The sequence below is a fragment of the Hydrogenophaga sp. genome, from assembly GCF_030651625.1.
Lineage (GTDB): Bacteria > Pseudomonadota > Gammaproteobacteria > Burkholderiales > Burkholderiaceae_C > Hydrogenophaga.
Genome location: NZ_JAUSCF010000031.1, coordinates 271,287 through 294,267 on the forward strand (window position 1 = coordinate 271,287; position 22,981 = coordinate 294,267).

The following is a 22,981-nucleotide window of genomic DNA, read 5'->3' on the forward strand; positions in this document are numbered from 1 at the left end:
TTAAATGACTGTCACATTGATCCGGAGGGGATTCGATGAACAACACAACAACGACTGACAGCAGCATGTCCAGTTCCACTTTCAGCAGCGGCAAGCCCGATCAACGCAGCGATGAATCCATGCGAGCGGTCGCGAGCCGTGCCCGCATTCAGGACTTTGTTTTCCACCGCCTGACTCAGACTTTTTCCCTGTTGGTTTTGATCGCCCTGGTGGGCATCATCATCTCGCTGTTTTACAACGCCTGGCCCACTTTCCAGAAGTTTGGTTTGGCGTTCGTCACCACCATCGAGTGGGACATCATCAACGAAGAATACGGTGCCGCGATCTCTATTGTCGGTACGCTGCTGAGTGCATCCATTGCCATGGTGATTGCAGTGCCTTTGGCATTCGGCATCGCGGTATTCCTCACAGAGACCTGTCCGGTCTGGCTGCGCCGCCCACTTGGCACTGCGATTGAGCTGCTGGCCGCTGTGCCGTCCATCATCTATGGCATGTTCGGCCTGTTCGTGTTTGCGCCCATCTTCGCCGACTACATGCAGGTGCCTTTACAACAGGTATTGGGCGGTATGCCCCTGGTGGGGTGGCTCTTTGGGGGGGCCACCAATGGCCTCGGCATCATGGCAGCGGGCATCATCCTGGCATTCATGGTGCTGCCCTTCATTGCCGCCGTGATGCGTGACGTGTTCGAGATCACGCCCCCCATTTTGCGGGAATCGGCATACGGCCTGGGTTGCACCACCTGGGAAGTGGTGGGCAAGGTGGTGTTGCCTTACACGCAAAAAGGGGTTGTGGGCGGAATCATGCTGGGGCTGGGTCGCGCACTGGGCGAAACCATGGCGGTCACCTTTGTGATCGGCAACGCGAACCGCATGCCCAACTCCCTGTTCGCGCCTGGAACGTCCATCGCTTCGGTGCTGGCCAATGAATTCGGCGAAGCAGAAGGCCTGCACTTCAACACCCTGTTTGCACTGGCCTTCGTCCTGTTCTGTATTACGTTTGTGGTGCTTGCTCTGGCCAAGTGGATGATCATCCGTGCCGAGAGAGCCAAGGGCAATTGAACTGACTGTCGAGCGAGATACCACCATGGAAATGAACAAAAATCTGTACGCCCGCCGCCGTCGCACCAACTGGATCGGTCTGACGCTTTCGATGACCGCCATGACCCTTGGCCTGACAGTACTGCTCTGGATCTTGTGGGTGCTGTTCTCCAACGGCATTGCGGGTCTGGATGGCAACATCTTCACGGCCGACACACCCGCTCCGGGTTCTGAAGGCGGTGGCCTGCGCAATGCCTTGCTCGGCAGCTTGATGATCGTGGGCCTGGCTGTGGTGGTGTCCACGCCCATCGGCATTCTGGCGGGTGTCTATCTTGCCGAATATGGTGACACCAGCAAGACCGCCGAGGTCACGCGCTTCGTCACCGACATCATGCTCTCGGCCCCGTCGATCGTGCTGGGTCTGTTTGTGTACGCCATCGCCGTGGCAACCGTTGGCAACTTCTCGGGCTATGCGGGCAGCCTGGCGCTTTCATTGATTGCCGTTCCGGTGGTCGTTCGCACCACTGAAAACATGCTGCGTCTGGTTCCTGGCAGTTTGCGGGAGGCCGCGTTTGCGCTGGGTGCGCCCCGCTGGAAAGTGGCCACCATGGTGACATTGCGCGCGGCCAAGAGCGGCGTGATCACCGGTTTGTTGCTTGCCGTTGCGCGCATCGCGGGCGAAACGGCACCCCTGCTGTTCACTGCGCTCAACAACCAGTTCTTCAGCACCAACATGGGCGGCCCCATGGCCAACCTGCCAGTGGTGATCTTCCAGTTCGCGCTCAGCCCGTACGACAACTGGATCCGGTTGGCATGGAGCGGCGCGTTGATCATCACCATGACCGTGCTGGTCCTCAATATTCTGGCTCGTGTGGTTTTCCGCGAAAAAGTCAAAGTCTGACCGCAGCCCACCAGCGCACACATCCCATATCGTCAAGGAATCCTCATGTCTGAAGCCGCTTTTGCAATCAAGCCCGAAAACTTTGCTGTCAAGACGCCACAGAAGGGCGAGGTACGCAACGCCCTTGAGGTGCGTGATCTGAACTTTTTCTACGGCAAGTTCCAGGGCCTGAAGGATGTGTCGATGGATATCCAGGAAAAGCGGGTCACCGCCTTCATCGGTCCGTCTGGCTGCGGAAAATCCACGTTGCTTCGGGCGCTGAATCGCATGTACAGCCTTTACCCAGGCCAGCGCGCAGAGGGGCAGATCAACTTCTATGGGCAAAACATCCTCGATCCCAAGCAAGACCTGAATTTGCTGCGCGCCCGAATTGGCATGGTGTTCCAGAAGCCGACACCTTTCCCCATGTCGATCTATGACAACATCGCCTTTGGTGTGCGCCTGTACGAGAACCTCAACAAGAGCGACATGGACGATCGCGTTGAGTGGGCTCTGTCCAAGGCTGCGCTGTGGAACGAGGCCAAGGACAAGCTGGGACAAAACGGCCTTTCGCTCTCAGGTGGTCAGCAGCAACGGCTGTGCATTGCCCGCAGCGTCGCCGTCAAACCTTCGGTGCTGCTGCTCGACGAACCCACATCGGCGCTGGATCCGATTTCCACCGGCAAGGTGGAAGAACTGGTGCACGAACTCAAGGCCGACTACACCATCGCCATCGTGACGCACAACATGCAGCAGGCTGCCCGGTGCAGCGACTTCACCGCCTACATGTACCTGGGTGAGCTGGTCGAGTTCGGTGCCACCGAACAGATCTTTTTCAAGCCGACGAAGACGGCCACGGAAGACTACATCACGGGCCGTTTCGGCTGAACGCAAGAGCGGCAAGGCCATCCATTCTTCAAAGGGAGACCTACAAATGAGCGACAAGCACATCTCCAGCCAGTTCGATGCCGAACTGAACTCCATTTCCACCAACGTGCTCGAGATGGGCGGCATGGTGGAGTCTCAGCTTCATCAGGCGGTCTACGCACTGGTCAACATGAGCATGGAGTCGGCCCAGCAGGTGATCGAGAACGAGGCACGCATCAATCAGATGGAGCTTCATATCGACCACGAGATCATTTCCACCATTGGTCGGCGCCAGCCAACGGCGCGCGACCTGCGTTTCCTCATGGCCATATCCCGGACCACGCAGAACCTGGAGCGCGCCGGTGATGAAGTGGCGCGCATTGCGCGCATGGTCAAATCCATCATCGAGAGCGGGTCGCCGCGCAACCTGCCCATTTCCGAGCTTCGCCTGGCGGCCGATCTGGCATCCGCATTGCTCCGAAAATCACTGGACTCCTTTGCGCGCCTGGACACCAGCATGGCGGTGGCGATCATCAAGGACGACAACGAGATCGACAACGAATACAACGGTTTTCTTCGCAAGCTCATCACCTACATGATGGAAGACGCCCGCACCATTTCGCCCAGCCTCGATCTGTTATTCCTCGCCAAATCGATCGAACGTGTCGGCGACCATGCGAAAAATATTGCAGAGCAGATCATCTTCATCGTGAAGGGCGAGGACGTCCGGCACACCTCGATGGAAAACGTGGAATCTGTCGTCGGATGAACTTATCGAAGTACCTGCTCAATCAGCGCGCGAGAGCCTCAACATGAGAAAGCTTCCCCGCGTTCTGGTGGTCGAAGACGAACCTTCAATCGCTGAGCTGATTGCTGTCAACCTGAGGCACAACGGCTTTGCGCCTACGGTTGTTTTTGACGGGGCCTCTGCCCAGCGTGAGGTGGACGCCGTGTTGCCCGACGTGATCTTGCTTGACTGGATGCTGCCAGGCGAAAGCGGGGCGTCGCTGGCTCGCCAATGGCGCAAGAATGAGCGGACCAAAACCGTGCCTATTCTCATGCTCACCGCTCGCAGCGACGAGTCTGACAAGGTACAGGGTCTTGACGCCGGTGCTGACGACTACATCACCAAGCCTTTTTCGACCCAGGAGTTGCTGGCCCGGATTCGCGCGGTGCTGCGACGGCGTGCACCTGAAATTGTCAACGACTCTGTTCAAGTCGGCGAACTTGCGCTGGACGCAGGCACCTACCGCATCACATTCCGCGGTGCTGAACTCAAAGTTGGCCCGACCGAATTCAAGCTCCTTCACTACCTCATGAAGCACGCAGAACGTGTGCACACCCGTGGTACCCTGCTCGACAAGATCTGGGGAGATCATGTCTTCATCGAGGAGCGTACCGTGGATGTGCATGTCAAGCGTTTGAGAGAGTCGCTCGGCGAAGCCGCCGGCATGGTGGAAACCGTGCGTGGAGCGGGGTATCGACTGACCGCCATGAACAACACGGGCCGTCCCGTACCAGCGACCACCAGCCCTGGCGCATGACCCGGCGGGCGATCGAACTGCTGCTCCTGGTAGCGTTTGGAGCAGCCGCTGGCTGGATCCGAGGTACCGAAGGCTGGACTTTTGCCGGCGCATTGTCGGGCGCGTTGATCTGGAGCATTCTGGACGGACTGCGCGCACGAAAGGTGCTCCGTTGGCTGAACAAAGGCGAGGTATCCCGGACGCCCGACCTATCTGGTGTATGGGGCGAACTGGTCGACCGCAACCGCAAACTGATCCGGCGGCTTGAAAAGAAGGTCAGCAACAGCGACGCTCGACTGGAGGACTTTCTGGCCGCGATCCAGGCCTCTCCCAACGGGGTGGTCCTTCTTGACTCGACTGGAAGAATCGAATGGTCCAACCTCACGGCAGCCAATCAGCTGGGGTTCGATCCAAAGCGCGACCTCGGCCAGTACGTTCGCAACCTGGTGAGAAACCCGGCTTTTACCGCTTACCTGACCGCCGGCAACTTTCAGCACGAGATCCAGATCGATGGCCCTGGCGTCAGACCGTCGCAGCCCACCAAGATCCTCTTGCAAATACACCCTTACGGCAAGAAGCGCAAGCTCCTGCTGACGCGCGACGTCACGGCCGTGCAACTGGCTGAGGCCATGCGGCGCGACTTCGTTGCCAATGTTTCCCATGAAATCCGCACGCCGCTGACTGTGCTCAGTGGTTTTGTGGAAACCATGCAGACCATACCTCTGGAAGAATCGGACCGGACCCGCTACCTGGGCATGATGAGCCAACAGGCGCAGCGCATGCAGACCCTGGTGAGTGACCTTCTCACGCTTTCCAGGCTGGAAGGCAGTCCGGCGCCTGGGCAGGGCGAGTGGATAGACGGTGGCGAGCTGTTGCAGCACGTGGTGCAGGAAGCGCGAGGCTTGTCCGAGGTGATTGCGAAACCTGTGCACACCATCGATCCGGTCGAGGGGCCGCCTATGTGGGTGGCCGGCATCAAGACCGAGCTGCTCAGCGCCATGTCGAATCTGCTCAGCAACGCGGTGCGGTACACCCCGGGCGGCGGTACCATTCGCGCAGGCTGGCAGGTGCGGTCAGATGGTGGTGGCGAGTTCTTCGTGGAAGACACTGGGCCCGGCATCGCCGAAGATCATCTGCCCAGGCTCACCGAGCGCTTTTACCGGGTGGATCGCAGCCGTTCACGCGAAACCGGAGGCACTGGCCTGGGCCTGGCCATTGTGAAACATGTGGCGCAGCGCCATGGCGGCCAGATCGAGGTGCAAAGCGTGATGGGGCAGGGCTCGCGGTTCATGATGCGGCTACCGGCGTCGCGGGTGCGGGTGCACTGAGCTTCTCTTGCAGAAGCGCTTTCGGCGCGAAATGACCCCTTCCAGAGATACCGTCGGGCCGGCTTTGCCGGACAACTGGTATCGCCCGCTGGAGGGAGTAGCGCGAAGCGCTGCGGGGGTGTTTGGGTTCAATCGCTTACGCGCTGGTACAGCAAGAGGCTTTCCTTTCGGTCAGACAAGCGGCTCACCCTGGCCCGAAATGCCCACTGGGTCAGTGTGATGCGCTCGTCCAGTGTGGGCTGCGTGTCGGGCGAGACCACCAGTGCGCGACAAGTCGCACCGTCCGGGCCTCCGGTGCGAAGGAGCGTCAATGCGCCGTGGTGTCGCAAGGCGGCAATTTGCGCCTGGCTGAGACCATCCACAAGCACACAGGAATCGGCTGGCACCAGGCTGGCAATGCGCCTGGACAAGGGGCCATAGCTGCGCCCGAAATCGAGCAGCGGCAGCCAGAGTGTCATGAGCAAAAGCCAGCAAAGCGTGCTGCCTGCGGCGGGCAGCACCAGGCTCTTCCAGATCGCCTGGCGGTGCCGGCCCACTCGCCACTTGACCAGCCAGAACCATGCGATGGTGGCCAATGCCCCCAGCCCGAAGAGAAACCAGGAAAACTCGGGAATGAATCCGGGCGCCAAGCGAGCCACGTTGGCCGCCGGTTTCGCCGGAATGCCGGTCTGCATGGCGAACCAGATGACCCAGATGATGAGCGCGCAGCCTGTGAAGAACAGCAGCGTGAACCAGTCGATCAACGCCGAAACGCTGCGCTTCAGCGTGGGCAGCGAAAATGCAGCAAGCACGGCAAGCGAGGGCAGAACCAGCAGCAAGGCCCGGTCTTCTCGCTCCTGCAATGCACTGGCCAACAGGCAGACCACCGCGCCCCAGAGCGGCAGCGCCACATGAGGGCTCTGGAGCTGCCGGCGCCAAGACCACAGGCTCCACAAGACCAGAGGCCAGGCAGGCCAGGTGAACCACAGGAGCAGCCGTCCAAAGCCGACCCATGCGCCGCCTGGAAGGCTGACTGTTTCAATGTCGCTGGCACCCGGCAGAGCCGCCATGCCCGACTCGCCTGGGAGTGTGGTTTGCAGGCCCTCGCCATTGTTGGTCACCACGCCCCAGTCTCCAGCCAGGGGGAGTTGGGGGATGGATACCCAACCCATCCACATCCCGGCAAGCGTGACTGCCACCAGACCCGCGCCCATGCCCATCCTGCCACTGATCACGCTGGGCTGGTTGCCTGAGGTATCCCAGGATGACGACGCCGGTGATTTTCCCAACAGGAGCAACCATCCGCCAGCGAGCAGCAGCGCTTGCCAAACCATGTCACTGAGGAAGAGTCCCAGCAGGGCAAGAGATCCCAACCCCACACTCAGGAAGTACCGGTCTTTGGTGCCTGGAGCCAATCGGGCCATCGCATGAAGAAGCACCGCCAGCAACGCCAGCCTGACCAGATCAGGGGTGGTTTCGTGGCCGAGCTGAGCCAGGCCCAGACAGGCGATAAGCGCCAGCAAACCGGCGTCGGCCAGCGCCCGGGCATAGTCCCGCGGACTGGCTTCACCGCCAAATGCGAACGCCAAAGGTTGCGCTGCGGGCAGGCGTGCCAGGTGGTACACCGTGTACCAGCTGCTGGCCAGAGTGACCAGTAGCAACGCGGCAAATGGAATTCGCGAAGCAAAGACCGGGTCCAGGAACGGGAGCAGGCTGATGAACAATGCGCCGATCCAGTAGGGCAGCAGTGCACTCTCTTGCGGCGCCCCACCCAACAACTGAGGGTGCCACCAGCTGCTGAGGCCTTGCGCCAGTTCCTCCATGACCCCAAACGAGGCCACGTCGTCCACCTTCCAGGGCTCGCGGCCCAGGAAGCCTGGCAGAACATACGCCGCGCAGAAGAGCAGCAGCGCAAGGCGGGGAAGTGGGCGCACCGCCGTTTGGGTGACGATGGCAGGGGTCGGTCGGTTCACTGCGGGCAATATACAGGCGCTCACGCCTTTCGGCCTTGGCCGAATGTGAATTGATGAAAAAAAAGCAGCCTGCGTGGCTGCTTTCTTCTTCGTGAGACATGGCGGGCATCAGAGCGATGCAGGCCTTCGCCGAATCACTTGGCTGCTGGAGTGCCCTTGCCGTAGCGGTTGCGGAAGCGCTCGACGCGACCACCCATGTTGTCCACGCTCTTCTGGGTGCCAGTGTAGAAGGGGTGCGACTCGCTGGAAGTGTCCAGCTTGTACAACGGCAGCTCACGGCCGTCTTCCATCTTGATCATTTCTTTCGTGTTGGCGCAAGAGCGGGTCACGAACTTGAAGCCGTTGGAGAGGTCCTGGAAACAGACTTCGCGGTAGTTGGGGTGAATGCCGTCTTTCATGACGTTTCCTTGTGGTCAGGTGCGGCAGCCGCAGGAAAACCATTTCCCTGTACTTGTCGCAATTAGCAAAGCCTTGAATTATAACCCCCCGCGCCGCCTTGGGCGTTACCCCCCCAGGGGGCGATGCCTGTGGCCCGGCGGAGCCGGTTCCACGGCATCTCTGGAGTGGGATATGCGCCGGATACAGAGCAGCAGGAGTGAGGGGGAATTCGTCCAGAAACACCGAGGAACCGGCTCCGTCGGGCCTCTGGTGTTGTCCCCCTTCCAGGGGGAAAGCGCCCTCAGGCGCGCAGGGGGGGTTAGCCCCCTCTTCTCATCATGTCAAAGAACTCGGAGTTGTTCTTGGTGGACTTCATGCTCTTCAGTACCATTTCCATCGCCTCGATTTCGTCCATGTTGTACATGAACTGACGCAAGATGCGGGTCTTTTGCAGAATCTCGGGCTGCAGCAACAGCTCTTCGCGGCGGGTGCCGCTGCGGTTGAGCTGGATGGAGGGGAAGACGCGCTTTTCGTACAGGCGGCGGTCCAGGTGGATCTCGCAGTTGCCGGTGCCCTTGAATTCTTCAAAGATCACTTCGTCCATGCGCGACCCGGTGTCGACCAGTGCGGTAGCGATGATGGTGAGCGACCCACCTTCTTCAATCTTGCGGGCGGCACCAAAGAATCGCTTGGGGCGCTGCAGGGCGTTGGCGTCAACGCCACCGGTGAGCACCTTGCCGCTGGAGGGCAGCACGTTGTTGTAGGCACGGGCCAGGCGGGTGATCGAGTCAAGCATGATCACCACGTCTTTTTTCAGTTCGACCAGGCGCTTGGCGCGCTCGATCACCATTTCGGCCACGTGCACGTGGCGGGCAGCGGGCTCGTCGAAAGTGGATGCAATCACTTCCCCCCGCACGGTGCGCTGCATTTCGGTCACTTCCTCAGGGCGTTCATCGACCAGCAGCACCATCAGTTCCACCTCGGGGTGGTTGGCTGCAATGGCGTGGCAGATGTGCTGCATCATCACCGTCTTGCCGCTCTTGGGCGGTGCCACGATCAGCGCGCGCTGGCCGCGTCCGATGGGGGAGATGATGTCGATCACCCGGCCGGTGATGTTTTCGTCGCTCTTGATGTCGCGTTCCAGGCGCATCTGTTCCTTGGGGAACAGCGGCGTCAGGTTCTCGAACATGATCTTGTGCTTGTTGTCCTCTGGGGGCAGGCCGTTGATCTTGTCGAGCTTGTTCAGCGCAAAGTAGCGCTCGCCATCCTTGGGGATGCGAACCTCACCCTCGATCATGTCGCCGGTGTGCAGGTTGAAGCGCCGGATCTGGCTCGGCGAAATGTAGATGTCGTCCGTGCTGGCTGTGTAGCTGGTGTCGGGCGCTCGCAGGAAGCCGAAGCCGTCAGGCAGGACTTCGAGTACCCCGTCGGCATTCACCAGTTCGCCACCCTTGGCGCGCTTCTTGATGATGGCAAACATGAGCTCCTGCTTGCGCATGCGGCCGGTGTTTTCGATCTCAAGGGCTTCTGCCTGCTTGAGGACTTCAGACACGTGCAGTGCCTTGAGTTCGTTGAGGTGCATGGAATTCACTCCGAAGGGGAGTTGAGTCAAAAACCGGGGGGAGGGTGCGCCGGCGTCTGGTTGTCAGACGGTGCGCTGGGGTGAGGCTGGACTCTGTCAGTGCAGCTCTGGCGAAATTATGACAGGAAAAAAGCAGTCCGGCGCATGGGGTTCGGGCATTGCACCCGGCATGGGCCTTGTGGACTGCTTGTTGCGATCAGGAATCAGGACAGCTGCTGGTCGATGAATGCGGTGAGCTGCGCTTTGCTCAACGCCCCGACCTTGGTGGCTGCTGGTTGGCCACCCTTGAACAGGATCAGCGTGGGGATGCCGCGAATGCCGAACTTGGCGGGCACGTCCCGGTTGTCGTCCACGTTGAGCTTGGCAATTTTCAGTTTGCCGTCGTAGGTGCCGGCCACCTCATCGAGGATGGGGGCGATCATTTTGCAAGGGCCGCACCATTCGGCCCAGAAATCGACCAGCACGGGCGCCTGAGCGTCCAGCACATCGGCCTTGAAGCTCGCATCAGAAACGTGTTTGATCAGGTCGCTGGCCATGAATCTTCCTAAGGAACGTTGAACGGGGAAGTTAAAGTCTGTGCACCATCAGCGGTAGGCTTTGCCAGCCGCGTTGGCATCAACCACAACATTGTGACAGAAACCCCTATTCCATGACTCATGAAGGCCAGTCCGACGATTCCGGTCTGCCCAATGCGCACCGCAGCGAATCTCCAGCACCTGAACCAGCCACATCTGTGAGCGTGGATCCCCGTTGGGTGCGTTTGATGGATGAGGTTCATCGATTGACCGTGCAACACGGCATCACGCCCGGACGGGTGTTGGTGCTGGTGCCTTACGCCCAATTGATGGACGAGGGGCGGCGCGCCTGGGGCCAGATGCACCCGGGCGGGTTCCCACCCCGCTTTGAATCGAGCCGAAATCTGGCGGCATCGTTGAAGCCCTTTTTTCCGGAACCAACCGATCTGAGCATGGACATGGCCCGCGACAGCCTCGTCGCTGAGTCGTTTGTCGAAAGCGTGGCCAAAGGGCGCACCGATCCAGCCATTCGTTCCCTGATGGTCGCCAGGCTGATCGAGGCGGCAACGCAGCTGGCACCGATTGCCGCGTCCATAGCGCCTGATCAACGGCTGGCATGGTCCGCCTCGCTTCAGGCATCGCTGCGGCTGGGGCCGACAGCACTGCAATGGGAGTCGCTGCTGGGCTCCCTGGCGCTGGCATGGGTCGGCGCATCTTCGTTCGCCACCGATGCGCTTTGGGAGGAGGCGGCCCAACCCGGCGTATTGGCCGATGCAATGCTCATGGTCCCCGGATTTCATGACGACCCGCTGGCGGCGGCACTGGTCAGGCACTGGGGGGACCGCGCCACTGTGCTGCCCTTGGTCATGGAAACGCGGGATGCGCTTCTGGGCGCGCATGCGCAATTGTTCCGGTGCGGTGACAGTGAAGATGAGGCGCAACAGGCGGCGGCCTGTGTGCTGGCCCGAGCCAATGCGGGACTGGCGCCGGTGGCGCTGGTGGCCAATGATCGGGTTCTGATTCGTCGTATCAGCGCGATACTGACCGGTGCTGGCGTGTCGGTTCGAGATGAAACGGGCTGGAAGTTGTCCACCACGCACGCTGCATCGCAAGTGATGGCGCTGCTGCGTGCGGCCAGCTCGAACGCGCGCACAGACGATGTGCTCGACTTCATGAAGCTGGCACCCGCCTGGAGCGATACACACGTGCAGCAGCTTGAACGGCTTGCCCGAGATGCCGGTGCCTCCCGCTGGCGCGCCGTGATGAATACACCCGCCCTTGCCGGCGCGGTGCCACTGGATGTGCCATCGCTTCTCGAGGCACTGCAAGTCCCTCGAACACTCAGTCAGTGGCTCTCGGACACGTCAGCGGCGCTGGCGGCCTGCGGGATGTGGGATCCGCTCCACTTGGATGACGCGGGCAAACAGCTGATACGGGCCATGAGGCTGGGTCGCGGTGGCGCGGACGAGCTTCTGGCCGTGAGCCAGGCGTTGGCACAGACAGCCAACACACCAGAAGGGCAGCGCAAGCAGGGAGCTGGCGCAGGCGGTCGCTTGTCGCTTTCAGCTTTTGTCGACTGGGCGCAAGACGTGCTGGAAGGCGCCAGCTTCACCGCGAAGAACGGCGCCGCGCCCATGGTGGTGGTCGTGCCCATGGCACAGTTGCTGGGGCGAGGCTTCAAAGCAGCCGTGGTGCCGGGCTGCGATGAAAACCACCTGCCTGCCAGCCCCGAACCGCCCGGACAATGGACAAATGAGCAGCGCCATGCTTTGGGCCTTCCTTCGCGAGTCGAGCTGGCCGAGGCCGCAGCGAGCGCATGGCAAGGCACGCTGACAACGCCCCAGCTTGACATCCTGTGGCGAAGCCAGGAGCGGGGTGAATCCCTGCTGGCCAGCGCCTGGGTACAGTCACTGCCAGGGTTTTCTGGTGTGCATGTGTCAGGAAGTCCGAGCGGCCAGGGCTCAGACCTCCGATCCATGCGCTCACTCACGGCTCAGGTGGCACCCCGCCCCGCGCCTTCTGCGCGAGACACATTGCCGGATCGGCTTTCGGCCAGCGCTTACCAGGATCTGCGCCACTGTCCCTATCGTTTCTTCGCCCTTCGACAGCTCCGGTTGACCGAGACGCCGGAACTCGAAGAAGCGCCCGACCAGCGCGACATGGGCAACTGGCTTCACGCCGTGCTACGCGCCTTTCACGAACAACGAGGCGATACGCGCCCGGGCGTGCAAGCAGACCGGTCATCACTGGATCTGCTCGCCGCAGAAACCGCCAGCGCCATGGGGCTCAATGCAGACGAGGGCGCAGCCGGCTTTCTCCCTTTTGAGGCCATGTGGCCCGCGCTGCGCGAAGGCTACCTGACCTGGCTGGCAGGATTTGAATCCAGAGATGATCACGCAGGTCCGCGTTTCGAGATGGCCGAGGTAGCCCGTGAAGCGCAGCTCGGGCTGTGGAATCTGTACGGAAAGCTGGACCGTGTCGATGTACAGGACTCACCAGAAGGTCCGATTCCCATCGTGATCGACTACAAGACCGAGGGCCGGGCAAGGACGCTCGAACGGATCAAGGAACCCTTTGAAGACACCCAGCTTGCCTTCTACGCCACACTTTTGCCACATGACAATCTGAGGGCGGCGTATCTGAGCATCACGGACAAACGAGGCGAGGGTCCCAGGGACGCTGCCACCCTCTGGGTGGAGCAGGAGGACGTGCTGATGGCACGGGAACAGCTGCGTCAGGGCCTGGTGGACGACATGTCGCGTATCGCGGGTGGGCAACCCATGCCCGCTCTGGGCGAGGGGCAGGCCTGCGACTTCTGTGCGGCCCGCGGCTTGTGTCGCAAAGACTTCTGGGGGCAGCCATGAACGCAGTGCCCGGCCGCTTCATGGCCAGCTCGCAGCAACGTGCAGAGCACCTTGATGTGCGGCCTTGCGCAGTCCGCAGTGCGAAGGTGCTCCGATGAACATGCCGGCCTACCGCATCAACGGACAACCCGCTGACCGCGAATCGTTTTACGCACTCGCTTGTGATCCCGGGCGCAGCATCGCTGTGGAGGCCTGTGCCGGCGCAGGCAAGACCTGGATGCTGGTTTCGCGCATCCTTCGGGCGTTGCTCGACGGCTGTGCGGCGCAAGATATCCTCGCGATCACCTTCACCAAGAAGGCGGCAGGCGAAATGCGCGACCGGCTCAATGGGGAATTGCTGCGCTGTGCCGGCCTTTCTGACACCGAGCTGGCCAGCGAGCTGCGCGCGCGCGGACTGAGTGCACCGGACGCCACGCTGCGCGCTCCAGAGCTGCGCACCCTGCATCAAAGGCTGAACGCTGTGGGTCGCCAGGTGCAGGTGCGCACCTTTCACGGGTGGTTCGCTTCGCTGTTGCGGAGTGCTCCGTTGTCCGTGCTGCAGGAACTGAGGCTGCCACCGCGGTACGAGCTCCTCGAGGACGACGCCCAGGCAGTGGCATCGGTGTGGCCTCGCTTTTATGCCGCCGTCGTCAGCGATGGCCTGAGCAAGCGCGATTTCATGGTTGCGGTGGCCGAGTACGGACGCCATCAGACGCTCAAAGCCCTGGAAAACGCGCTTCAAAAACGGGTGGAGTTCGCCCTGGCAGACAGCGTGGGCGTGGTGGAGGACTCGGTACAGCCTTTTGGAGCGCTGTTTCCCCGCTGGGCCAGTCTGGCATCCCCCGAACAGGCCTTGCTCTTGCCCGGGGTGCGAGAGCGCTGGCTGGACAGAGCCAAGGAACTCGGCAGGGAAGCCACCAAGACGCCTCAGGCCGCAGCGCGTGCGGTGATCGACGCATTCCTGTTGCCGGACGACGCGCTGCAGATGCCCGCTCGGCTTGCCCAACTTCGCAAGGCCTTTTTTGTGGCCAACGAAGACCGCCTGACCAACAACCTGACCAAGTTCGTGGCTGCCCAGGATGCAGAACTGGAGCTGCAGGACTTGTGCACGGCCAGGCGCCAGCATCAGGCATGGTCGCACCACCAGCGCATGGCTCGGCTTTCACGGGTGCTGCTCAGGTCCTATGGCGAGCTCAAGCGCGAACGTGGCTGGGTTGACATGAACGACGTTGAAGGGGCTGCGCTGCGATTGCTGGGCGACAGCGAGATCTCTGGCTGGATGCAGCAAAGGCTGGACGCCCGGGTGCGCCATCTGCTGATCGACGAGTTCCAGGACACCAATCCGCTGCAATGGCAGGCGCTGTATGGGTGGCTGTCGGCCTATGCGGGCGCAGGGTCGGGCGAACCGCCCTGTGTGTTTCTGGTGGGCGACCCCAAACAGTCCATCTACCGGTTCCGGCGTGCCGAACCCCAGGTGTTCAAGGCCGCACAACAATTTGTGGTCAACGGGCTCTCGGGCGCGCTGTTGAGCTGTGACCACACGCGCCGCTGCGCCACGGGCGTGGTGGATGCCTTCAACAGTGTCATGCTGGACGCTCTGGCCAAGGGTGAATACGGCAGCGACTACCGCAGCCACACCACCGAGAGCACGGAAGAGGGCGCTGTGCTGGCACTGCCTCAGGTGCTGCGGGACGCCGCTATGCAGGGTGGCCGCACTTCGAGCGATGCGCCGGTCTGGCGCGACAGCCTGGTGACGCCCAGGGTACTTCCAGAAGACAGCATGTCGGTGCGTGAAGCGCGCCAGGCCGCCGACTGGGTGGCGGCCGAGATCGCATCGGGCCGCCTGCATGCCAAAGATGTGATGGTGCTTTCGCGTCGCCGAGAACGGCTGGGCTGGATGCATCAGGCGCTGCTGGAGCGGGGTATTCCGAGCGAGCAACCAGAGAAGATCGATCTTTGCGAGGCCCCGGCTGTGCAGGACGTGGTGGCCTTGCTGGATGCGTTGGTGTCCCCCTCGCATGACCTGAGCCTGGCCCGCGCGCTCAAATCTCCCCTGCTGGGTTTCAGCGACGACCTGCTGGCGCAGATTGCCCGTCTGCGTGTGCGCTGGACGGCGCGCGCGGAATCCGTCGTATCAGCAGGGTCGACTGCTCCGACTCGATTGGTGTCCCCTTCGTGGTGGGGCGTGCTTCAGCGGTTCGAAGCGCTGTCGCATGAAGAACAGGTGGAGTTGATGGCCTTGACGTGCCCCTCGCCTCAGCAGGCCAGCGAACAAGCCAGCCTGCTGGCCACATGCGCACGCCATCTGTTGCTTTACCGCGGCTGGCTCAACCGATTGCCACCTCATGACGCCCTGTCGGCCATCTACGATCACAGCGACGCGATGGCACGGTTTGCGCAATCCGTTCCCGCCAGCCAGCGGACTTCGGTGCTCGCTCAGTTGCGCGACCTGCTGTTGCAGTCCCTGACCCAGGAAGGCGGTCGCTTCCTGACGGCCTACCGCTTTGTGCGGGCGATGAAGGCCGGTGGTATCAAGGCCACGCCCGCCCAGACAACGGACGCGGTGCGCCTGTTCACCATCCACGGGGCCAAGGGACTGGAGGCGCACACCGTGCTGTTGCTGGATACCGACGCGCCATCCTCCCGCCCCGAAAGCATGGGCGTGTTGGTGGACTGGCCCGGCGAGAATCCGGCGCCCAGCCGTTTTGTGTTCCTGGCCAGCGAAAAGGCACCGCCGGTGTGTGCTTCCGGGGTGCTGGAGGTGGAGCAACGAGCCAGGGCGTTGGAAGAATTGAATGCGTTGTATGTGGCGCTGACCCGCGCTGAACACCGGTTGGTGATATCCAGCTTCGAGCCGCACCGGCGTGGGCAGGCCGTCACCTGGTACCAGCGCCTGGCAGCGGTGTCCGAAGCGGTCGAGGCAGGCAGCATCGTCGGATACCGCGATAGCCACGAGGATGCCGAGGACAGCCCCATCAAGCACGGTGAAAGTGCACTGTTTAATTTGCCCTGTCTGCCGCCTCTGACCGGGCAAATCGTGGTGCCCGAGAATTCGCCTGCTTCTGGAGCCGAATCGCGCGTCTCCGATCAAGACGACGATCACACCCGGGTCGGACTCGCTCTGCACCGGCTGCTGCAGTGGTGTCCCACGCCCGCAAGGGATTTTTTGTGGACGGATCTGCACTTGCGATCCGTGGCCCGGGAGTTTGATCTGGACGGCGAACAGGCTGAGCAGGCGCGAGCCATTGCACAGCGCGTCGTCAAGGGCGACGCCGCCTGGGCCTGGGACGACACTCGCTTGGTGCAATGGGGCAACGAGGTGGAGCTGTTTCACCAGGGTGAGCTGTTGAGGCTGGACCGGCTGGTGCGTGAAGCGCATACGGTTTCTGGTCCGGGCGCCTGGTGGGTACTCGACTACAAGAGCGCCGCACGCCCGGAACGCCAACCCGCCTTGATCGCCCAGATGCGCCGCTACCGCCGCGCGGTGGCCGAATCCTGCCCAGGAGAGGCCGTGCGCGTGGCCTTTGTCAGCAAGAACGGCGAGCTCATCGAGCTGTCGCCCGGGGACGCTTCGGAATGATCAACAGCCCATCTCGGGAGCAGCTCAACACGCAGGCCTCTGAATCAGGGTCTCCGCTACAGATCGATGTGGCGGTGTTGGGCGGTGGCCCTGCCGGCCTCATGGCCGCTGAAGTGCTGAGCGCCGGTGGGGCAGCGGTGCACCTTTTCGATGCGATGCCGTCGGTAGGTCGCAAGTTTCTGCTGGCCGGAAAAGGCGGCATGAACCTCACCCACGCCGAACCCTTCGACGCCTTTGTGGGGCGCTATGCCGAAGCCAGTTCAGCTTTGCAACCCATGCTGGAGGCGTTTGGCGCACAGGCGGTGCGCGATTGGGCCAGTGGGCTTGGCATCGACACCTTCGTGGGTTCGTCGCACCGGGTGTTTCCCACGGACATGAAAGCAGCGCCTCTGCTGCGCGCATGGCTGCAGCGCCTGCGCCATCCAGCAGGGAACGGCGAACCGGTGCAATTCCACATGCGGTATCGATGGACGGGTTGGGCGGCGGCACCCTCGGGACGCATCGGCCTGGTTCTGCGTTCACCTGCAGGTGAGACGATCGTTCATGCGCGTGCCGTGGTGCTGGCGCTGGGCGGTGCCAGCTGGGCGCGTCTGGGTTCGGATGGAGCGTGGGTGGCGCCACTCACAGAGGCGGGCATCACGGTGTCGCCCTTGCGTCCCAGCAACTGCGGTTTTGATGTGGCGAGCTCGCCCCGGCATGGCGCGGGCGTGGGCTGGAGTCCGTTTTTTGTCGAACGCTTCGCCGGCCAACCGTTCAAGGCGGTCAGCCTGACCTTCACGGGGAACGATGGGAGACACTTTGTCCGCCGGGGCGAGTTCGTGGCGACCGCCAGCGGCGTCGAGGGCAGTTTGATCTACGCCGTGTCTGCCCGATTGCGGGAAGAGATTGCTGGTTACGGTCAAGCCACTTTTCACCTCGACCTGCAACCGGATCGCACACAAGAGCAGGTACGGATGCAGGTGGCGCACCCCCGTGGCGCTCGCAGCCTTTCCAGCCACCTCAAAAGCAGGCTGGGACTGGATGGCATTCGCATGGCGATACTGAACGAGTTGCTGGACAAGGCGTCGCTGAACGATCCGCACCTGCTGGCAGCAGCCATCAAAGCCTTGCCGGTGACGGTGGTGGCACCTCGCCCATTGGACGAGGCCATCAGCACGGCGGGTGGCGTGTCTTGGGCCGCGATGGATTCATCGCTCATGCTGAGGGAAATGCCGGGCGTGTTCTGTGCAGGCGAAATGCTTGACTGGGAAGCGCCGACCGGGGGCTACCTGCTCACGGCTTGTGTGTCCACAGGTCGTCGGGCGGGGCAGGGGGCTTTGGGCTACCTGGACTTGAAGGCCCAGGACACCTGACCACAGGCCAACCGCAAGGGTACGAAGGACCGCACGCCGGTCAGCTGTGTGAAGGTTCGGCGGCCGCTTCTTCGAAGGCTTGTGCTGCGAGCGTCAGTGAACGAAGGCGCAGCGCGGGATCGAAAACGTCGCAGACCAGCATCAACTCGTCTGCTTCGGTGGTGGCCGCCAGCGCTGCGAGCCCTTCGCGAACGGTGTCCGGACTGCCGATCACCGCACAGGCCAGGAAATCGGCGATGGCTGCACGTTCCTGGGGGTGGAGGTTCTGCATGAAGTTGTGCACGGGAGCTGGCAACTGGCCTCGCTTGCCGGTGAGAATGCCCAGCACCCGCTGGTAGGTGCTGCTGGCAAGGTAGTCGGCCTCTTCGTCCGTCGGTGCAGCCACCATGGGCACTCCCACGATCGCATATGGCTTGTTCAAGGTGGCTGATGGCTGGAAGCGACTGCGGTAGAGGTCCAGCGCCTGTAACAGCAGGCGGGGGGCGAAATGCGAGGCAAAGGCGTAGGGCAGACCGCGTTCGGCCGCGAGTTGGGCCGAAAACAGGCTGGAGCCCAGCAGCCAGATCGGCACTTCTGTGCCCGCGCCGGGCATTGCTATCAGCCGCTGCCCGGGTTGGACCGGGCCCAGCAGACGCTGCAGTTCGGCGACATCGCGAGGAAAGTCGGCTTCGGTTTCCACACGGTCGCGGCGCAGGGCTCGCATGGTGAGTGGGTCGGTGCCCGGTGCGCGTCCCAGACCCAGGTCGATGCGGCCTGGATAAAGCTCGGCCAGCGTGCCAAAGGCCTCCGCCACCACGAGGGGGGCGTGGTTGGGCAGCATGACACCACCCGAGCCAACGCGGATGGTTTGTGTGCCGCCCGCAATATGGCCGACGAGGACCGCGGTGGCGGAACTGGCGATGCCGCTCATGTTGTGGTGTTCGGCCAGCCAGTAGCGCTTGAAGCCGAGCTTTTCGGCATGTTGCGCGGTGCGCAGCGCAATTGAAAGCGCTTCTGCCACAGACCCTCCCTCGCGCACGGCGACCAGGTCGAGCATGGAGAGCGGAATGGAGGGCAGAGCGGTCATCAGAATGGGCCTTCGAGAATCACATGGCGACTTCGAGCATGCCACGGTACTCATCAGCCGTGGCGATGCGGGGATTTGTCTTGTGGCAGTGGTCGGCCAGAGCGCCTGTGATCACCTTGTCAAAAAGGGCAGCGGTCACGCCCATGGCGGCCAGCCCGCTGGGCAAGCCCAGGCGGGCGTTCATGTCCTTGATCGCCTCCGGGATGTCGCTGCCGCTTTGAAGCCCCATGGCGTGGGCCATGCGCTCCAGGCGTTTTTCCCTTTTCATCGACTCGGCCTCGGCGTTGAAGCGGATCACCGCCGGCAGAAACATGGCGTTGAGTGTGCCATGGTGCAGACGGGGGTCGACCCCACCCAGGCTGTGGCTCAGCGAATGCACACAACCCAGCCCTTTCTGAAACGCCATCGCGCCCTGCATGGACGCGCTCATCATGTTGAGACGCGCCTCGCGGTCCTGCCCGTCCTTTGTCGCCCGCTCGATGTGGGACCACCCTCGCTGCAGGCCGTCCAGACCAATGCCGTCGGCGGGCGGGTTGAAGGCTGGCGCCATGAAGGTTTCCATGCAGTGGGCAATCGCGTCCATGCCGGTGGCAGCGGTCAGCATGGGAGGCAGGCCCAGGGTGAGTTCGGGGTCGAGCAGGGCGGTTTTGGGCACGAGGTGCCAACTGTGGAAACCCAGTTTGCGTCCGTCGTCCACGATGACGATGGCGCCGCGCGCCACTTCGCTGCCCGTGCCGGCCGTGGTGGGCACAGCGATCAGCGGGGGCACCCGGTCGGTGATGCGGGGCGAACCACCCTCGATGGTGGCGTAGTGCTTCAACGGCCCGTCGTGCGCTGTGGCAATGGCCAGCCCTTTTGCACAATCGATCGAACTGCCGCCACCGAGTGCGATCAGGCCATCGCAGTTCTCGCGGCGGTACACCTCGACCGCAGCACGCACGGCGGCCTCGGTGGGGTTGGATGGTGTCTGGTCAAACACAGCCACCGGCAATTCGGGCAGCGCGGCCAGTGCCTTGTCCAGCAGCCCGGCGGCCTTCACGCCTGCGTCGGTCACGATCAGGGGACGTGTGATGCCCACACGTTCACACTCGGCCTTGAGCTGGGCCAGGGCACCGAAGTCGATGAGGATATTGGTCACATAGAGGATCTGGGACATGGTTGTCTCGCGTTATGGTGTGGAATTGGCAGAAAACTATAAGCCGCCTTGGCCCTCGCATCCAAATTGCACGCGGCGCATCCGGTCCCGCATACGACACCTTCAGACCTTCATGTCGAAACACCTCAACCCCCGAGCGCTTCTCACACCCGCATCACGTGGCATGCTTGATCGCATTGCGCGAGCGGGGCATCCGCCCATGCATGCCCTTTCCCCTGACCAGGCCAAGCAGGCCTACGCAGCGGGTGCGGGGGTCCTCGACCTGCAGCCGCACAAGCTGCCGCGGGTGGAGGATGTGCTCATCTCTGCACGCGATGGCCAACGATTGCCAGCGCGCCTTTTTGCGCCATCATCAGACGTTCCCTTGCCTGTGCTGCTGTACTTCCACGGCGGCGGATTCACGGTGGGCAGCGTGGCCACGCACGAACCGCTTTGCCGGCACCTGGCCCATCTGGCCGAATGCGCGGTCGTGTCGGTGGACTACCGCCTGGCACCCGAATGGAAGTTTCCGACCGCCGTACACGACGCCTGGGACAGCCTGGCGTGGCTGCGGGAGCATGCGCTGGATCTGCGGCTCGATGGTGCCCGCATGGCCATTGGTGGCGACAGTGCAGGGGGCACGCTGGCGGCGGTGACCGCCATCGCGGCCCGCGACGCTGGCTGGGCGCTGGCGTTGCAGCTGCTTTTCTATCCGGGTTGCGCAGGCCACCAGAACACACCTTCGCACCACACCTTCGCCAAGGGGTTCCTGTTGGAAGAGCCCCACATCAGCTACTTCTTCGACCAGTACCTCAACGAACCCGCCGAACGCGACGATTGGCGTTTTGCGCCGCTGGATGGGGTGGACGCCAGCGGCGAGATTCCGGATCTGGAAGGCGTAGCGCCGCTCTGGATCGGTCTGGCCGAGTGCGACCCGCTGGTCGACGAAGGCGTGATGTACGCGGACCGCATGCGCATGGCGGGTGTGCCTGTCGATCTGGAAATTTACGCAGGCATGGTCCACGGGTTCATTCAGTTTGCACGGGCCCTGCCGCAGGCGCTCACGGCGCACAACGATGCGGCGCGAGCGCTCCGCCAGGCGTGGCGTGCCTGAATCCGGATCCTCTGCGGAGCGCTCCATCAGGGAGGCAGCGTGACACCCTCGGTTTGCCCGTACCGGGTTCGGCGGTCGTACTCGATTTCGGCTTGAATCGCTTCGCCAAGGATGCGCCGCCCAAGACCGTTGGCCGCAGATTCCAGCAATGGGCAGGTGGCTTGCGGTGGCAACGCCAGGATCTGGCGATCAATTTGGTGAGCCGCATCCAGACCGAACTGGTAGTGGCCCAATTCGTGTCGCCGCAACGCGGTCACGTATGGGTCAAAAGCCTGGCGAACGTCATCCGGTGCACCCGATAGCACCGGCAAGGTGATGACACCGGTGACCCGGGTTTGGGTGTTGTGGATTTCGCAGCGACCGTCGGCGGTGAGGTTCCACCACAGTTGCCAGCTGACGTTCCAGCGTGTGAAGCCATGAAAGATCTTGCCGCCGTGGCGAACGGGGGACGCCGCACTGATCGCCTTTCGCAAAGACATGTCTGCACGGTAAGGCACGTGGTAGGTCTTGACTTCAAGGGACTGAACTACTTCTGCGGCGGTCGGCGCAGCAACAAATGACAGAGACAGCAGACAAAGCAGGGCGCGCATGGTAGCCCATCGTACAGGCTGTAGGGCTCAGCCACCTGCCATTTGCTGCCACATGCAGCACAGTCCTTAAACCACTATCCTCACGTCATTGGTACAAAACCCCCATGGAGCCCCGACATGCCGCTGACCCGTGCCGACTTCCGCTTTTTCCACCGCTTGCGCGTGCGCTGGGCCGAGGTGGACATGCAGAAGATCGTCTTCAATGCCCACTACCTGATGTATTTCGACACCGCCATTGCGGACTACTGGCGGGCGCTTGCGCTGCCTTACGAGGCATCCATGCATGCGCTCGAAGGAGACCTGTACGTGGTCAAGGCCACGGTGGAGTTTCACGCATCTGCCCGGGCCGACGACCAGATCGATGTGGCCATGAAATGCGAGCGCGTGGGCCGGTCCTCCATCGTTTTCACTGGCGCCATTTTTCGCGGTGACGAGCACCTGGTCACCGGCGAAATTGTCTATGTGTTTGCCGATCCGGTCACCCAGACCTCGCGCCCGGTGCCACAGGCGTTGCGTGAAATTCTTCTGGGGTATGAGGCCGGCGAAGCCATGACCGAAGTGAAAGTGGGGCCATGGAGCCAGCTCGGCAAAGATGCGCAGCGCATCCGCACAGAAGTGTTCGTCGAAGAACAGCGCATCCCCAAGGAACTGGAGTGGGACGCGGCCGATGCCCAGGCCGTCCACGCCGTGGCGTTCAACCGCCTGGGCCAGCCGGTGGCCACCGGGCGCCTGCTGAATGCTGGCTCCGGGACTGTCAAGATCGGTCGCATGGCTGTGAACCGCGTGCTGCGTGGCGGCAGCCTGGGCCGTCAGGTGCTCCTCGCATTGATGGACGCGGGCAGGAGTGCCGGTTCGTGTGAAGTGGAGTTGCACGCCCAGCGCAGCGCCGAGGGCTTTTACCTTCGCCTGGGATTTCTGCCCCGAGGTGAGGCTTTCGAAGAAGCCGGCATCCCCCACCGGGAAATGTTCAAGTCGCTGGACTAGGAGCCTGTTAACACCGCGGATGTGAGATGCGTTGCAAGTCCAAAGGCCATGCGCATGGCGCAAGGCGCAGACGGGCCGGTGGCCCGGCGAGGCTTTGCAATGCGACGCATGGCCTTTTGGGTTGCAACCAGGAGCGAATGCAGTCACAAAAGCGCCATTTGTCGTTGCAAGCCTAAGCCAGACGCCCAGTCTGGCCGTCGTCTCGCGTCCAGACTGGCGATTTTGTGGCTACATTTGCACTCACATCTGCGGTGT

The 22,981-nt window shown here is 62.4% G+C and carries 18 protein-coding genes; 11 read left to right on the forward strand and 7 right to left on the reverse strand.

Annotated features, from left to right (window positions below):
* Positions 1–35: 35 nt before the first annotated feature.
* The 6 genes from pstC to phoR are packed head-to-tail and all read left to right on the forward strand — an operon-like array spanning position 36 to position 5,635.
* Positions 36–1,058, forward strand: coding sequence for a phosphate ABC transporter permease subunit PstC (pstC, locus tag Q7V46_RS15935; RefSeq protein WP_370690362.1), 1,023 nt, complete (start codon positions 36–38; stop codon positions 1,056–1,058).
* A 25-nt stretch (positions 1,059–1,083) separates the two neighbouring features.
* Positions 1,084–1,938, forward strand: a complete 855-nt coding sequence (gene pstA / locus Q7V46_RS15940; protein WP_304914527.1) for a phosphate ABC transporter permease PstA — start codon at positions 1,084–1,086, stop codon at positions 1,936–1,938.
* A 45-nt stretch (positions 1,939–1,983) separates the two neighbouring features.
* The gene (gene pstB, locus Q7V46_RS15945; protein WP_304914528.1) at positions 1,984–2,805 is read left to right on the forward strand and encodes a phosphate ABC transporter ATP-binding protein PstB; all 822 of its coding nucleotides are present in this window, start codon (positions 1,984–1,986) and stop codon (positions 2,803–2,805) included.
* Between the two features lie 46 nt (positions 2,806–2,851).
* The gene (gene phoU, locus Q7V46_RS15950; protein ID WP_304914529.1) at positions 2,852–3,553 is read left to right on the forward strand and encodes a phosphate signaling complex protein PhoU; all 702 of its coding nucleotides are present in this window, start codon (positions 2,852–2,854) and stop codon (positions 3,551–3,553) included.
* A gap of 43 nt (positions 3,554–3,596) precedes the next feature.
* Complete coding sequence (gene phoB / locus Q7V46_RS15955; RefSeq protein ID WP_304914530.1) at positions 3,597–4,328, forward strand: phosphate regulon transcriptional regulator PhoB; 732 nt, start codon at positions 3,597–3,599, stop codon at positions 4,326–4,328.
* Complete coding sequence (gene phoR / locus Q7V46_RS15960; protein WP_304914531.1) at positions 4,325–5,635, forward strand: phosphate regulon sensor histidine kinase PhoR; 1,311 nt, start codon at positions 4,325–4,327, stop codon at positions 5,633–5,635. Before phoB ends, phoR begins: the two co-directional genes overlap by 4 nt.
* Before the next feature lie 128 nt (positions 5,636–5,763).
* Here phoR and Q7V46_RS15965 read toward each other — a convergent pair whose 3' ends face one another.
* The 4 genes from Q7V46_RS15965 to trxA all read right to left on the reverse strand — a co-directional run bounded on the left by Q7V46_RS15965 (position 5,764) and on the right by trxA (position 10,083).
* Complete coding sequence (locus Q7V46_RS15965; protein WP_304914532.1) at positions 5,764–7,587, reverse strand: hypothetical protein; 1,824 nt, start codon at positions 7,585–7,587, stop codon at positions 5,764–5,766.
* A 134-nt stretch (positions 7,588–7,721) separates the two neighbouring features.
* A complete protein-coding gene (locus Q7V46_RS15970; protein WP_304914533.1) occupies positions 7,722–7,985 on the reverse strand; it encodes a type B 50S ribosomal protein L31 in 264 nt (87 codons plus the stop codon).
* 299 nt (positions 7,986–8,284) lie between these two features.
* Entirely contained in the window at positions 8,285–9,547 is a 1,263-nt protein-coding gene (gene rho / locus Q7V46_RS15975; RefSeq protein WP_304914534.1) for a transcription termination factor Rho, read from the reverse strand.
* A gap of 203 nt (positions 9,548–9,750) precedes the next feature.
* On the reverse strand, positions 9,751–10,083 hold the full coding sequence (gene trxA, locus Q7V46_RS15980) for a thioredoxin TrxA (RefSeq protein ID WP_304914535.1): 333 nt from the start codon (positions 10,081–10,083) through the stop codon (positions 9,751–9,753).
* 113 nt (positions 10,084–10,196) lie between these two features.
* Here trxA and Q7V46_RS15985 point away from each other — a divergent pair, with 113 nt between their 5' ends.
* From Q7V46_RS15985 to Q7V46_RS15995, 3 genes are all read left to right on the forward strand, one after another.
* On the forward strand, positions 10,197–12,926 hold the full coding sequence (locus tag Q7V46_RS15985; RefSeq protein WP_304914536.1) for a PD-(D/E)XK nuclease family protein: 2,730 nt from the start codon (positions 10,197–10,199) through the stop codon (positions 12,924–12,926).
* Between the two features lie 94 nt (positions 12,927–13,020).
* Positions 13,021–16,485 (forward strand): exodeoxyribonuclease V subunit beta, encoded by a 3,465-nt coding sequence (locus Q7V46_RS15990; protein ID WP_304914537.1) that lies wholly within the window; start codon positions 13,021–13,023, stop codon positions 16,483–16,485.
* A complete protein-coding gene (locus Q7V46_RS15995; protein ID WP_304914538.1) occupies positions 16,482–17,837 on the forward strand; it encodes a TIGR03862 family flavoprotein in 1,356 nt (451 codons plus the stop codon). The genes Q7V46_RS15990 and Q7V46_RS15995 overlap by 4 nt, the downstream gene beginning before the upstream one ends.
* Before the next feature lie 40 nt (positions 17,838–17,877).
* On the opposite strand, the gene Q7V46_RS16000 is transcribed toward Q7V46_RS15995, so the two are convergent.
* On the reverse strand, positions 17,878–18,903 hold the full coding sequence (locus Q7V46_RS16000) for an LLM class flavin-dependent oxidoreductase (protein ID WP_304914539.1): 1,026 nt from the start codon (positions 18,901–18,903) through the stop codon (positions 17,878–17,880).
* 19 nt (positions 18,904–18,922) lie between these two features.
* A complete protein-coding gene (locus tag Q7V46_RS16005) occupies positions 18,923–20,059 on the reverse strand; it encodes an iron-containing alcohol dehydrogenase (RefSeq protein ID WP_304914540.1) in 1,137 nt (378 codons plus the stop codon).
* Between the two features lie 112 nt (positions 20,060–20,171).
* Between Q7V46_RS16005 and Q7V46_RS16010 the strand changes: the two genes are divergently transcribed.
* Complete coding sequence (locus Q7V46_RS16010) at positions 20,172–21,152, forward strand: alpha/beta hydrolase (protein ID WP_304914541.1); 981 nt, start codon at positions 20,172–20,174, stop codon at positions 21,150–21,152.
* A 26-nt stretch (positions 21,153–21,178) separates the two neighbouring features.
* Here the strand turns inward: Q7V46_RS16010 and Q7V46_RS16015 are convergent, their stop codons facing one another.
* On the reverse strand, positions 21,179–21,742 hold the full coding sequence (locus tag Q7V46_RS16015) for a DUF922 domain-containing protein (RefSeq protein ID WP_304914542.1): 564 nt from the start codon (positions 21,740–21,742) through the stop codon (positions 21,179–21,181).
* A 117-nt stretch (positions 21,743–21,859) separates the two neighbouring features.
* Between Q7V46_RS16015 and Q7V46_RS16020 the strand changes: the two genes are divergently transcribed.
* Positions 21,860–22,726 (forward strand): YbgC/FadM family acyl-CoA thioesterase, encoded by an 867-nt coding sequence (locus tag Q7V46_RS16020; protein ID WP_304914543.1) that lies wholly within the window; start codon positions 21,860–21,862, stop codon positions 22,724–22,726.
* Positions 22,727–22,981: the final 255 nt, after the last annotated feature.